We start from the raw sequence: 13,017 nt of genomic DNA on the forward strand, positions 1-13,017 counted from the left end.
AGTGCTTGGTAGGTTATCTTACATATGTGGACCAGAGCGAGAGCCCGGACGGGCAGATGACGGACGACGAGTTTGCGGCCACGGTCGCGCAGTGGTTGGCCGAGAACTTGACGGGCAAATTCGCCCAGCTCAAGGGTAAGGGCGGCCCCGGCAGTGAGCACGAGTTCTTCGAGCAACGACTCGAGTGGGACAAGCACCTCGCAGCGTCGGGGTGGACGTGCCTCGGGTGGCCGAAGGAGTTCGGCGGGCGGGGAGCAAGCATCTCCCAGCAGGTCATCTTCCATCAGGAGTACGCGAAGGCCGGTGCGCCCGCTCGCGTCAGCCACATCGGTGAAGAGCTGCTCGGCCCGACGCTGATCGCGTACGGCACCGACGAGCAGAAGCGCCGATTCCTTCCTGGCATCAACACGGTCAGTGAACTGTGGTCGCAGGGCTACTCCGAGCCCGGCGCCGGTTCCGACCTCGCGAACGTCTCCACGACCGCACGCCTCGAAGACGGCAAGTGGATCATCAACGGCCAGAAGGTGTGGACCTCACTGGCTCACGTCGCGCAGTGGTGCTTCGTGGTCTGCCGCACCGAGGTGGGCTCCAAGCGTCACCAGGGGTTGAGCTTCCTGCTTGTCCCGTTGGATCAGCCCGGTGTGACAGTTCGGCCCATTCAGCAGCTCACCGGCACATCGGAGTTCAACGAGGTCTTCTTCGATGACGCCGTCACCGATGCCGATCTGGTGGTCGGGGAACCCGGCGAGGGCTGGAAGATCGCGATGGGGCTGCTCACCTTCGAGCGCGGTGTATCCACGCTCGGACAGCAGATCGGATTTGCCCGCGAGCTCCAAGGCGTCGTCGACTTGGCGAAAGCCAATGGCAGTGACCAGGATCCGCACAATCGCGAAAAGATCGCCCGCGCGTGGGTCGGACTGCGCGTGATGCGCGCCCACGCGATGCGCACTCTCGACGCGGTCGACGCCGGAACCGGTGGCGGAGAAGCGTCCGTCGCAAAACTGTTGTGGGCCAACTGGCATCGTGATCTGGGACAGCTGGCGATGGACGTGCAGGGTGCGTCGTCGTTGGTTGCACCGTGGGCGGATTCCGAAGGCAATGCCTCGGACATCACCGATCCCGAGCACCTCGAGCTCGACGAATGGCAACGCCTCTTCCTCTTCACCCGCGCCGACACGATTTACGGCGGCTCCAACGAAATTCAGCGCAACATCATTTCCGAGCGCGTGCTCGGTCTTCCCCGAGAGGCCCGTTAATGTCTGACACCAAAGCCGCGTCCCCGCTTTCCGTTGCGCCGGAGGAAACCCCGGGCCACGGACTGCTCGCGGGCAAGAAGGCGATCATCACCGCCGCAGCCGGAACCGGCATCGGTTTCTCCACTGCGCGCAGGGTGCTTCTCGAGGGCGGCGACGTTCTCGTCTCCGACTTCCACGAGCGTCGACTCGGCGAGACGGTGGAGAAGCTGAAGGCCGAATTCCCCGGTCAGCAGGTCGAATCGATCATCTGCGATGTATCGAGCACCGAGCAGGTCGACGCGTTGTTCGTCGGCGCCGCCGAGAAGTTGGGACGTATCGACATCGTCGTCAACAACGCGGGCCTTGGCGGTGAAACTCCCGTCGTCGACATGACGGACGATCAGTGGGATCGCGTTCTCGACATCACACTCAACAGCACCTTCCGTTCGACGCGCGCCGCCCTGCGGTACTTCAAGAGCGTTCCCCACGGCGGTGTTCTGGTGAACAACGCGTCCGTTCTCGGTTGGCGCGCGCAGCATTCCCAGGCGCACTACGCCGCAGCCAAGGCCGGCGTCATGGCGCTGACTCGGTGCAGCGCCATCGAAGCAGCGGAGTACGGAGTCCGTATCAACGCGGTCTCGCCTTCCATTGCGCGTCACGCGTTCCTGGCGAAGGTCACCAGTGAGGAACTGCTCGACCAGTTGGCTTCCGGTGAGGCCTACGGCCGCGCCGCGGAGGTCTGGGAGATCGCAACGGTCATCGCGATGCTCGCCAGCGATTACTCCACCTACATGACCGGCGAGATCGTCTCCGTTTCTTCGCAGAGGGCCTAGCGTCCCCGTGCGCGGTTAAGGAGTCCCTGGACTCGCTGACCGCGCACAGGGGAAGGCCCTGGATAGGATTGAATACATGACGCCACCTCGAAATTCCGACGAATCAAACGGCAAGTCCGGGCGCCGCGACGAGCTGCTCGAGATCGCGGCGGGGCTCTTCGCCGATCGCGGAGTGCGCGCGACGACCGTCCGCGACATCGCCGACGCCGCCGGGATCCTGTCCGGCAGCCTGTATCACCATTTCGATTCCAAGGAGTCGATGGTCGACGAGATCCTGCACCAGTTCCTCGACGAACTCTTCGGAAAATACCGCGAGATCGTCGCGGCGGGGTTGGACAGTCGCGCGACGCTCGAAGCACTGGTCGTGACGTCGTACGAGGCCATCGACGCCTCACATTCGGCTGTGGCGATCTACCAGGACGAGGTCAAGCACCTCGTCGGGAACGAGCGCTTCGCTTACCTGGCCGAGCGCAACACCGAATTCCGGGACCTGTGGGTCGGCGTCCTCGAAGCCGGCGTCGCGGACGGGACCTTCCGCTCCGACATCGACGTCGAATTGGTCTTCCGCTTCATGCGCGACACCGTGTGGGTCGCGGTTCGCTGGTACCGCCCGGGTGGATCCCTCTCGGCGCACGCCGTCGCGGCTCAATATCTCGCGATCGTGCTCGACGGGCTCTCCGATCCGGCCACAACTTCAGACGCTATTGCTGAATCAACTTCAAGAACTATTGCTGCACAACGAAACTAGGAGCTAACGCTATGTCCGAGGTTTACATCGTCGACGCCATTCGCACACCGATCGGCAAGAGGGGCGGCGCGCTGTCCGGCGTGCACCCCATCGATCTCGGTGCGCACGTCGTCAAGGCACTGGTCGAGCGCACCGGTATCGACCCCAGTGACGTCGACGACGTGATCTTCGGTTGCGTCGACGCCATCGGCGGCCAGGCCGGCAACATCGCCCGTATGTCCTGGCTCGCAGCGGGATTCCCGGAGCACGTTCCCGGGGTGACCGTTGACCGTCAGTGCGGTTCGAGCCAGCAGGCAGTGCACTTCGGCGCTCAGGCCATCCTGTCGGGCACTGCGGATCTGATCGTTGCCGGCGGCGTTCAGAACATGAGCCAGATTCCGATCTCGGCAGCGATGATCGTCGGTCAGCAGTACGGATTCGACACGCCGACTTCGGGTTCGGTCGGTTGGACCGAGCGCTACGGTGACCAAGAGGTCTCGCAGTTCAAGGGCGCCGAAATGATCGCCGAGAAGTGGGACATCAGCCGCGAAGAGCTCGAGAAGTGGGCCCTGCAGAGCCATGAGCGCGCCAAGGCTGCAATCGCCGCGGGTCGCTTCGACAACGAGATCGTCGCCATGGGCGACGCGACCGTCGACGAAGGACCCCGCGAGACCAGCCTCGAGAAGATGGCGACGCTCAAGGTTCTCGTCGAAGACGGACGCATGACCGCGGCAGTGGCCAGCCAGATCTCCGACGGTGCGAGTGCGCTGCTGCTGGCGTCGGCGGAAGCGGTGGAGAAGTACAACCTCAAGCCCCGCGCCCGGATTCATCACCTCAGCGCACGCGGCGACGACCCGATCTTCATGCTCAGTGCGCCGATCCCGGCCACGAAGCATGCTCTCGCGAAGGCCGGCCTGAGCATCGACGACATCGACATCGTCGAGATCAACGAAGCTTTCGCCCCGGTCGTCCTGGCCTGGATCAAGGAGATCGGTGCAGATCCGGCCAAGGTCAACGTCAACGGCGGCGCGATCGCACTCGGTCACCCGCTCGGCGCGACCGGCACCAAGCTGATGGCAACCCTGCTCAACGAACTCGAGCGCACCGGTGGCCGCTACGGCTTGCTGACCATCTGTGAAGGTGGCGGCACCGCGAACGCGACGATTATCGAGCGTCTCTGACGCCTTGCTGTGCGCCTTTATTAACCGCCGGCGGTTAATAAAGGCGCACAGCAGTTAGTTGTTCGGCGCATCCGCGACCTTGATGTCGAAGTTCGCACTTTCACCGTCAACGCTGGTCACGGTAGCTGTGACGTCGTATTCGGTGCCCTGCTCGGTCAGGACGCACGTGATCGATGCGCCGACTTCGGCGTCGAGGTTCTCCGGACACGTCACGTCGTCGGGTGGCTCGCCGATCTTCTCGGCTAGTTGAGTGGAGATCTGACTTGCGACTTCGGACTTGTCCACTTGCGGCGTCCCGACGCTTGCCGAGCAAGCTCCCGTGGCCAATGCCGCCGAGAGTAAGACGATTCCCACTGCAGGCCTCTTTGTCATGTGAACTCCCAGGGTGCGCCGGTGCTCGCTGCTGCCACCTCAGGGATTACCGCATTCGGGACTGTTTCAACCGAGTTGCGCGACGCAGTTTTGCGAGGTCAGCGTCGGCGGACCGTCAAGTTGAAGCCTTCGGGCATCAGGGTGAGCCGTTCGGCTACCTTCAACTCGTAGTCCGGATCGGCCTCGATCGTGTATTTCTGCAAGATGGTGCCCAACACGAGGACCGCTTCGTGAATAGCGAATTGTCTTCCGATGCAGGCGCGTTCACCGGTTCCGAACGGCTTGTACACGTGCGCCGGCCTGGCTTTGATGTTGGCGGGCAGGAAGCGATCCGGATCGAACGCCTCGGGATCGTTGCCCCACACCGGATCACGATGAAGTGAGGGGATGAGCACGAGCATCCAATCGCCCTTCTTCATCGGATACTTGCCGACGAGCGTCGTGTCTTCGAGCGCCGCGCGCCCGTAGGCGGGAGCGGTCGGCCACAGACGCAATGATTCGTCGAGGACGCGTCGTACGTATCGAAGTTTCGCGATCTTCTCGAAGGCGGGCTCCTCGCCCTCCCATACCTTGTCGACCTCGGCTTGCGCCTTGGCCAGCACGTCAGGGTTTCGTGACAGGTAGTACAGCGCGAACGACAATGCGCCGGAGGTCGTTTCGTGTCCGGCGACGAGGAAGGTCACGACCTGATGGCGGATGTTCAGTTCGTCGATACGGTTGGGATCGTTCTCGCGTGCCGCCCGCAGCATCAGTTCGAGAAGATCTTCGGGCCCCGGTTCGGTACTTGTCCGCCGGGCACGGATCACTTCGTCCACAACCTCGGCCATGTACGCCTTGCGGACCTCGTCACGTTGATCGGCGCGACGTGCGAGCACTCGCCCGAGGGCGGTCGACTTCAGGAACGTCGTGCGCTGCGAATGGGAGAGTGCGCCGACCATTGCCTTGACGAACGGATGCTGTTCTTCACGTTCGAAGGAGTCGAACGAGTAGCTGAATCCAGTGCGTCCGATGGTCTCCAGCGTCAGCTTGGTCATGTCTGCGGAGACGTCGATGGGGGAGTCACTTTCACGACTGTCCCAATGGTCGACCAACTCGCCGGCCACGTCGAGCATGGTGCGGTGGTACGAGCGCATCGCAGTCTGGCTGAACGCCGGTGCCAGGAGATTGTGCGCCTTGCCCCAGTTGGGTTCGTGGTTGTACGCCGTGAACAGGCCGTCGCCGCCGATTCCGCGGAGTGCTTTGACTCCAGGTGCAAGGTGCTTCGCGAACCGGGACTCGTCGGACAGTTCTGCCACCATGTCCGCGCCCGAGGCGAAGACGAAGCGATTTCCCAGGACATTTCTCTCGAAGATCGGGCCGAGTTCGCGGCCGATGCTCACGGAGTTCTGCAGCGGTGTCCGGATATTGATCCCGAGAACGTCCCCGAGGACCGGCAGGCGCCACGCCGGATGCGGTATCCGAGCATCGGTCGTCGCCTCTGGAGTGGTGTCGACGCTCATTGTGTGTCCCCCGGGGTGAGATCGCTTACTGAATTGATGTCTAGTACGCAAAGTACGCCTTACTGAATCGGTGTCAAGTAGTAATCTGACTTGCCTATGGTCGCACCACGAAAACGCCTGGACCGAGAGCAGCGGCGCACGCAGTTGCTCGACATCGGCGCGCAACTTTTTGCCGATCGCTCGTACGAGGATGTGTGGATCGAAGAGGTCGCCGAGATTGCGGGCGTCTCGCGCGGGTTGATGTACCACTATTTTCCGACCAAGCGAGACTTCTTCGCCGCAATCGTCGAGCGCGAATCGCAGCACCTGCTCGAGGTGACCGCACCCGATGCGACGCTACCGGTGCGCGAACAGGTGGCAGCCGGGTTGGACGCCTACTTCGCGTACGTGAAGTCGCACAGCAGGGGAGTGCGCGCCATCAACGTCGGGACGCTCTCGGCCGAGGCCGGTATCCGGGCGATTGTCGAGCGCGAACTCGAACAGCAGCAGATTCGAATCCTCGATGCACTGGGATTCGAGGGCGAAAGAAGACAGCTCGCTGCCGTTGCAGTTCGGGGATGGATCGCGTTCGTCCGAGCTGTCTGCCTCGACTGGCTCGATCAACCTTCCATACCGCAGGAAGAGTTGAGAGTGATCTGTCTGCGGACCCTCTCCGGAGCGTTGGGCATCGACCTCGAAACGTGAAATGCCGACCGCGCGGGAGCGGCCGGCATTTCCACGGACAAGTCTGATCAGTCGAGCGTCGAATAGAGATCGTCCCAGCCCTTGGCGACGTACATGTTGGTGTAGATGGACCCGTAGTACGTACTTCCTTGCAGAACGGTGACGTTCCCGGCCTGCACAGCCGGAAGTCTTTGCCACAACTTGGTGTCCGAGAGTTGTTCGAAGGTGGTGTCATTGCTGTCTGTGACAGAAACCATGAACGCGTCGCAGCCTTGCAGACGATCCATCTCTTCGATGCTCAGTCGTCCCTGATTGTCGAAACCGGTTGTGTTCAATGTTCTTCCGCCGATATCGGCGAGCGTCATGTCGGTGGGTTGACGATTCTTCTTTCCCGTTTCCTCCGACACGGGCAGGCTGTCGATGTAGATCGTGGTCTTGTCCGGACTGTAGGACAAGCTTGCGACGGTTTTGCCCGCGATCGCGGAAGCGTGTCGAGTGCGAATGTCGGTGATCAGAGCGTCATAGTCGGTGATCAGGCGATCCATGGTGGGTGTTCGGCCCAGCCAATCGGAGAGCTGGGTCAGGTTCTCCCGCCACGTCTGCTTCGATTCGGTCGTCAGGACAGGAGCGATGGCTTGGAGCTTTGCAGCGGGCCAGTACTCGTTGTCGGCGTTGACGCAGATGATGAGATCGGGTGCGAGTCCGAGGATCTGCTCCAGATTGGGCTTGTCGCTGAGGTATTCGGCCGAGCCGTCGGCGGGAACCCACTTGGTGACGGGCGAGATGTTGTATCCGAACACCGGTAGTTCCAGGGCAATGGCGAGCTCGAGGTCGGTTCGGGCGTCGACGGCCAAGACCCGCTTGGGGTTGGTAGGTATGTCGTAGGTCCCCAACGGCGTGGTGACGGTGCGCATTTGAGCGTCATCAACGGCCCCTGAACCGTCGCTGGAACTGCAGGACGACAGAATAGTTGCGACTGCTGCCATCCCGGCTCCGATGCCGAATTGGCGACGGGTAAGTGCGTCGACTAGCTCTTGCCAGACGCGTTCGTCCGGCACGGTAGGTGTGTTGGTCAGCATTTTTTCGATACCCTTCGGTCTGAGTCCGTATCGATCGTAGGGTTGGCGATACCAGATCACCTATATCGAAAACCGCCTGATATTAGTCGATTTCGGCCATGGTCCGTGACTTTCGGGTGATGGCGGCGCCGAAGGCTGCAGCGAGCGGGAACATCAGAACGCCGTACACCGCGGCCGGCACTGCCAATTGCACGTTGTCGAGGAGACTGACGGCGATGGTGATCGCCAACGTGCTGTTGTGGATGCCGATTTCCATGGAACTGGCGATGGCCTGACGATCCTCGATGCCGAATATCCGGGGAACGACGTAACCGATCGAGAGGCTCAGTAGGCAGAACAAGGCAGCGACGACGCCGATGTCGACGAGATAGTCCGCGATGTTCTCGCGCTCGGAAACAACCGTTCCGACGATCACCAGTGCCAGAACCACCGCGGATCCGATGCGGACGGGCTTGTCCATGCGCTCGGCAAAGGCGCTCGAGCGCAATCGAACCCACATTCCGAGGGCGACAGGAATCAGTACGACGGCAAAGACCTGAAGTACCTTCGTGAACTGCAGTCCGAGGGTGCCGTCCGCGTCCTCGGGTTCGAAGTAGCCCAACGCGAAGTTGGTGATGAGCGGAAGGGTGACCACCGCTATCACCGAATTGACCGCAGTGAGTGTCACATTGAGAGCGATATCGCCGCGGAACAGATGGCTGAACAGGTTTGCCGTGGTGCCGCCCGGTGATGCGGCGAGGAGCATCATGCCGACAGCGAGCAGTGGGTCGAGGTCGAACAACGTGACCAGACCGAAGGCCGCGGCCGGGAGCAACAACAACTGACAGATCAGGGCAATCGAGACGGCTTTCGGCGCTTTTGCCACGCGGGCAAAATCTCCGACCGTCAAGGAAAGCCCGAGGCCGAACATGATGATGGCGAGTGCGGCGGGTAGGCCGACGGAGGTGAGTGCAGAGTCCATGAGTTAGTGGCTACTTCCAGTCACTGGGGGAATTTCACTGAAACTACCGTGATGCCCGGATCTGCGTGGCAGTTTGGATACATTGATGTATCGAACCGTGACGGCGTCGGTGAGCAGGGTTATCGTCGAATTATGTGCCGAAACATCACTGAACTTCGTGGACTCGAGCCCGCTGCTACGCCGGAGGAGATCGAAGCGGCCTCTCGCCAATACGTACGTAAGGTGAGCGGAATAGCCAAGGTGTCCGACGCGAACCGAGACGCCTTCGAACAGGCGGTGCGTGAGGTGACCGAAACGACGACGCGCCTGCTCAGTGCGTTGCCGCCTCGCAGACAGCCACCTCAGACCGTCCCTCCGTTGCGTCGCCCGGAAGTACAGGCTCGGATCGCTGCTCGTTCGTCCTGACCCGAGTGGATCTCACAGATATCGACGTATGGGACGTCGAAGCCTTGGATCAACTGTCTGCTGGGTTGGAAGGCGTTCTGGTCGCTCACCGCGTTCGCGACATCCGTCGACGGCTGGATACGCTGCGCAAAGAGGCCGTCGCCGACGACTTGCATATTCGTCAGGATGGAACCGTCTCTGCCATTGCGCCCATCGCCGACGGTCACCCGCTCCACGTGCACGCCCAGTTGCTCGAGGTCGCAGTTCGAGAACTGATCGGTGAGGCACTGCTGGTCAGCGCGGATCTTCATCATGCGTTGTCTCTGCGGTCTCAGGTCGGCACCGACCTCCGTGACAAAGCTGTGCGTGTGGGGGAGGAGTGGCGAGCGTTCAGCCCTGATCGGCAGCGTCAGATGTTGCGTCATGCACCAGGCCTGATCGCCAACCTCGACGGCATTCCTGCTGTGATTCGCAGCCCGGCCAATCTCGATCGAATTCAATCGGAACGAGCACGGCTGCAAGATGATTCAGTCCGAATCTCGCAAGAACTTCACCGCGAGTTCTTCGGCGGCAGACTGAGTAACACCGGGGCGGGCCAGTGGTACGCCGAACGCAAACTCGAGGATCTGGACGCGCTCGACGAGTTGTTTCGCGCCGAACCTGATCGACGGTTACTGCTCATGGACATGCGCTCGGGCGAACGCGGCTTCGCTGCAATTGCGATCGGTGATCCGGACACAGCGGATCACATCTCCGTGACGATTCCCGGACTGAACACCAACGTCAAGGACTCGATGCGCGGAATGGTCGGAGAGGCAACGCGATTACGAGCCGAGGCGATGCAGCAGCTCGAACTGGCCGGCCGAAAGGAAAGCGTGGCCACCATCGCCTGGATCGGATATGACGCGCCACAGGTGATCGGGCCGGGAAAGTTCGACATCGGTCGGGCCAGCTTCGACGTCAGTCGATCGTCCAAAGCAGGCATAGCCGCCGACGCATTGGGTAGCTTCTTTCACGGTCTTCGTGCCGCGTCGGTCAACGACGGAGTCCATATCACCGCGTTGGGCCACTCCTACGGATCCCTCGCGACTTCTCTTGCGCTGCAACGCGGGGCAAGCGCAGCGGTCGACGACGTGGTGTTCTACGGTTCACCCGGGGTGCGAGCCAAGGTGGAGTCGGACCTCGGTATCGCCGACCGGCACGTCTACGTCATGAAAGCGGAAGGCGACAGTATCGCGGGGTTCGGCCGTTTCGGTGGCGATCCGACGCGCACCGAGTTCCATCGGTTGTCCACGGCCGAGGGGATCACCCCGGATGGAGTGAAACACGAGCGGGCGTTCGGGCATGCGGAGTACGCGAGGACCGGAGACAACGGAGAACTGCGGATGTCGGGATACAACCTCGCGGTTGTGGTTGCCGGACTGCCGGAGTTGGCCGTTATGGCCTGACCTGCTGGCTTACAGTGGCACTCATGCGTCTGAGGCATTCGGCCAGGGGGTTGGTCGTTGACGACCAGTCCCGTCTTCTGCTTTACCGATTCATCGCGCCCGGGGGAGGGCTGACGGTCTGGTGTCCTCCGGGCGGAGGCTTGGAAGGAGACGAAACCCCGTCCGAGGCGCTCGCGCGCGAATTGGACGAGGAGATCGGCTTGCGCGACTACGGCGCAGCCACCCATGTGTGGCATGAGGAGATCCGTGACCCGGCGATATTGCCGGGTTGGGGTGGTGCGATCAACGACTACTTCCTCGTGCCGGTGGCGACCGCATTCGAGCCCTGTGGGTCGTTGGGGCGCGAAGCGCTGGCCGCCGAGCTGGTCGAGCACTTCGAGTGGTGGAGCGTTGACCGTCTCTTGTCACACAGTGGTCGAGAAGTGTTCGGGCCACGCGATTTACCCGACCGGTTTGCACGCCTGGTCAAGGATGGGCCATCGAGTGCGCCGGATCGATTTGTTCGGTCGCCGTGAGGGATGCGAGGTAGCGATTGAAAACGAACATTTCGGCATCGAAACACGGCTACGCTGGGGTTATGGAGCACTACGTGCGTAAGGACCCCATCCCGTACGCTTCTACGGCTGCGCTGGTCAGTTCTCACAACCGGTTGGCGAGGGCGGCCCAAAAATTGTGGATGGCTCTCCGAGGGCTGATGCGTGATCGGAAGGCGAGTCGGTACACCTCGCTCGCTCCGCGTCATCCCGACGGATCACGTACCGCCGTAATGTCTTTCAACAGCAGCGGCGGAGGGGCCGGATCAGGCGGGGCATGAAGGTCGCTAGTGCGACGCTGCCCGGGGCCCGTCGAATTCTCGACGAACACCGGGCAGTGACGCACTACTCGAACTGGGGTCAGCGGAGGTACTGTCCGCACACCGGCCACGCGCCGGCGCCCTGACCGGCAAGGACGTTTTCAGCAACGCGGACCTGTTCTGCCTGGCTGGCGTTGGCGGCGCTGCCCGCTCCGCCGTAGGCCTCCCACGTGCTCTGGCTGAACTGGAGTCCGCCGTAGTAGCCGTTTCCGGTGTTCGCGGCCCAGTTGCCCGAAGATTCGCATTCTGCGACACCCGACCAGTCGTGGGTGGCTGCGGATGCGGTGCCTGCGCTCAGTCCGAGGGCTCCGGCCGCGAGGGCTCCGGCTGCGGCGACAGAGGCAAGTGCACGGGTAACGGTGGTCTTGGTCATTTTCGGTAAATCCTCTCGAGTCCCGCCGACGGAGGACGGTGACCGTCTCAGCTCCGCTCCCACCACTAGGAATGTTGTCGAGTCCGAACCGCGGGGTGGGACGGGCGGTGGCGATTCGGTAATGCCCGGTTGATCGGGCTGTCACCAACCATAAGAGATGATTACGGATTGGTCACGGGTCGGCGTGTCGACACATGTTTGTGCAACAGAAATGCATCAAAGAGTGTTTTCCCAGGTCGCATGGCGATATGCCACCTCTCCCGGCGTTACATAAACGAGATAAAATGTGATGTAAGTCACCTTAAACGTGCCTCGACGGCGTCGATATGCGGCGAATGTGACACTCAATCAGCCCGGTTTGTCGGCTTTTCGACCCGGTTTCCAGTCGTGCTGGAACCCATGTCCAGCCGTGATCTGTTGTCGACCGACCGGCCCGATTTACCTGTAGGGCAGCAGAATTGACAACGAATAACGCGCCGCTGGCTCAGACGAGATTCTTGCTCGCCTTGATCCGGCGGCGAATGTCGCGCATCTGAATGGTGTTGCCGGCCTGACGAACGGAGCGTGGGATGAACCTGTTGACGAACGACACGAAAATGAAGAGGTGTTCGAACCGGCGGCGGTCGTCTTCGGTCCACTCGAGATCGAGTTGGTCGCGGTAGATCGGTGGAAGGAATCCGACCGTCAGGAACCGCAACAAGTTTCGGAACACCAGGCGTATCGGCCACGCGATCATCTGTAGGTTGACCAAGTCGATCAGGTACTGCTTGGTGCGTTCGTCGATGACGACGCGTTCGCAACCGAGGTTCCAGTAGCGCTCGAAGTCGGCACGTGTGGCCGGCCACATCTCTTCGGTGACCTGCAGCGTCGTTCCCAAAGTTGACGCGGACTTGTAGAACGACTCCGCCTGTTCTTCGGACATCTTGCCGTGCAGCAACTGATGACTGTCTTCGAAACCGATGAACAGGCATGCAGCAACCCATAATTGGAGTTCGCGATTGAAGGCGTTGTACTTGACCGGGCTGTTTGAATCCGACTTCACATGTCGGTGCACCGAGTTCACGGCCTCGCGGTAAGCCTTTCGCTCTTCCTCGTCACCCAGGATCGCGACCGTCAGGTACTGCGTCGTGGTTCGTGCACGCTTCCACGGATGCGCTGTCAGAGCACCCGATTCGACCTTGCTCTCCATGACGCCGTACGCCACCTCGGGCCAACCGAGTTGCAGGATGACGTTGGCAGCGGCTCCGGCGAACGACCAGAAATCGAGTGCGTCGGTGATGTGTGCGGGCTTACGTGCCCACCGTCTACGCTCGGCCGTGATGGTGATGCGTGTCTGATCGGTGCGAAGCGACGACTCGGACTTTTCCGAATCCAGGTAGTGAGTGGGCATGGATCTTCCTCCGCGTGTG

At 61.7% G+C, this 13,017-nt stretch carries 13 protein-coding genes and 1 pseudogene; 8 read left to right on the forward strand and 6 right to left on the reverse strand.

What is annotated here, in order from left to right:
• Positions 1-26: 26 nt before the first annotated feature.
• The 4 genes from G9U53_RS09430 (at position 27) to G9U53_RS09445 (ending at position 3,976) form a co-directional block, all read left to right on the forward strand.
• Positions 27-1,256 (forward strand): acyl-CoA dehydrogenase family protein, encoded by a 1,230-nt coding sequence (locus tag G9U53_RS09430; RefSeq protein ID WP_165638614.1) that lies wholly within the window; start codon positions 27-29, stop codon positions 1,254-1,256.
• Complete coding sequence (locus G9U53_RS09435) at positions 1,256-2,068, forward strand: SDR family oxidoreductase (RefSeq protein WP_003945582.1); 813 nt, start codon at positions 1,256-1,258, stop codon at positions 2,066-2,068. The genes G9U53_RS09430 and G9U53_RS09435 overlap by 1 nt, the downstream gene beginning before the upstream one ends.
• Before the next feature lie 76 nt (positions 2,069-2,144).
• Positions 2,145-2,816 carry a TetR/AcrR family transcriptional regulator gene (locus tag G9U53_RS09440; RefSeq protein WP_003945807.1) on the forward strand — a complete coding sequence of 224 codons (672 nt, stop codon included), beginning with the start codon at positions 2,145-2,147 and terminating at the stop codon, positions 2,814-2,816.
• Between the two features lie 11 nt (positions 2,817-2,827).
• On the forward strand, positions 2,828-3,976 hold the full coding sequence (locus G9U53_RS09445; RefSeq protein ID WP_007734192.1) for an acetyl-CoA C-acetyltransferase: 1,149 nt from the start codon (positions 2,828-2,830) through the stop codon (positions 3,974-3,976).
• 54 nt (positions 3,977-4,030) lie between these two features.
• Here the strand turns inward: G9U53_RS09445 and G9U53_RS09450 are convergent, their stop codons facing one another.
• Both G9U53_RS09450 and G9U53_RS09455 read right to left on the reverse strand, forming a co-directional pair.
• A complete protein-coding gene (locus tag G9U53_RS09450; RefSeq protein WP_232329980.1) occupies positions 4,031-4,348 on the reverse strand; it encodes a DUF4333 domain-containing protein in 318 nt (105 codons plus the stop codon).
• Positions 4,349-4,446: 98 nt separating this feature from the next.
• Positions 4,447-5,847, reverse strand: a complete 1,401-nt coding sequence (locus G9U53_RS09455) for a cytochrome P450 (RefSeq protein WP_007734205.1) — start codon at positions 5,845-5,847, stop codon at positions 4,447-4,449.
• A 96-nt stretch (positions 5,848-5,943) separates the two neighbouring features.
• On the opposite strand from G9U53_RS09455, the gene G9U53_RS09460 reads away from it, so the two are divergent.
• On the forward strand, positions 5,944-6,531 hold the full coding sequence (locus tag G9U53_RS09460; protein ID WP_003945528.1) for a TetR/AcrR family transcriptional regulator: 588 nt from the start codon (positions 5,944-5,946) through the stop codon (positions 6,529-6,531).
• A gap of 47 nt (positions 6,532-6,578) precedes the next feature.
• Here the strand turns inward: G9U53_RS09460 and G9U53_RS09465 are convergent, their stop codons facing one another.
• Positions 6,579-7,589, reverse strand: a complete 1,011-nt coding sequence (locus G9U53_RS09465) for an ABC transporter substrate-binding protein (RefSeq protein WP_207624128.1) — start codon at positions 7,587-7,589, stop codon at positions 6,579-6,581.
• A gap of 82 nt (positions 7,590-7,671) precedes the next feature.
• Complete coding sequence (locus tag G9U53_RS09470) at positions 7,672-8,550, reverse strand: bile acid:sodium symporter family protein (RefSeq protein ID WP_165638616.1); 879 nt, start codon at positions 8,548-8,550, stop codon at positions 7,672-7,674.
• A gap of 132 nt (positions 8,551-8,682) precedes the next feature.
• Between G9U53_RS09470 and G9U53_RS09475 the strand changes: the two genes are divergently transcribed.
• Genes G9U53_RS09475 through G9U53_RS09485 form a run of 3 tightly spaced genes read left to right on the forward strand, consistent with a single transcriptional unit; the run spans position 8,683 to position 10,897 of the window.
• Positions 8,683-8,955, forward strand: a complete 273-nt coding sequence (locus G9U53_RS09475; RefSeq protein WP_003945457.1) for a DUF2277 domain-containing protein — start codon at positions 8,683-8,685, stop codon at positions 8,953-8,955.
• A gap of 5 nt (positions 8,956-8,960) precedes the next feature.
• Positions 8,961-10,382 (forward strand): alpha/beta hydrolase, encoded by a 1,422-nt coding sequence (locus G9U53_RS09480; protein ID WP_165638617.1) that lies wholly within the window; start codon positions 8,961-8,963, stop codon positions 10,380-10,382.
• Between the two features lie 23 nt (positions 10,383-10,405).
• Positions 10,406-10,897, forward strand: a complete 492-nt coding sequence (locus G9U53_RS09485) for an NUDIX domain-containing protein (protein ID WP_080961083.1) — start codon at positions 10,406-10,408, stop codon at positions 10,895-10,897.
• Between the two features lie 384 nt (positions 10,898-11,281).
• Here G9U53_RS09485 and G9U53_RS09490 read toward each other — a convergent pair.
• Positions 11,282-11,608 (reverse strand): annotated as a pseudogene (locus tag G9U53_RS09490) (transglycosylase family protein); the annotation flags it as partial.
• A 484-nt stretch (positions 11,609-12,092) separates the two neighbouring features.
• Complete coding sequence (locus tag G9U53_RS09495) at positions 12,093-12,998, reverse strand: oxygenase MpaB family protein (RefSeq protein ID WP_003945519.1); 906 nt, start codon at positions 12,996-12,998, stop codon at positions 12,093-12,095.
• Between the last annotated feature and the right edge of the window lie 19 nt (positions 12,999-13,017).

It is taken from the genome of Rhodococcus sp. D-46 (assembly GCF_011290655.1).
Classification (GTDB): domain Bacteria; phylum Actinomycetota; class Actinomycetes; order Mycobacteriales; family Mycobacteriaceae; genus Rhodococcus_F; species Rhodococcus_F qingshengii.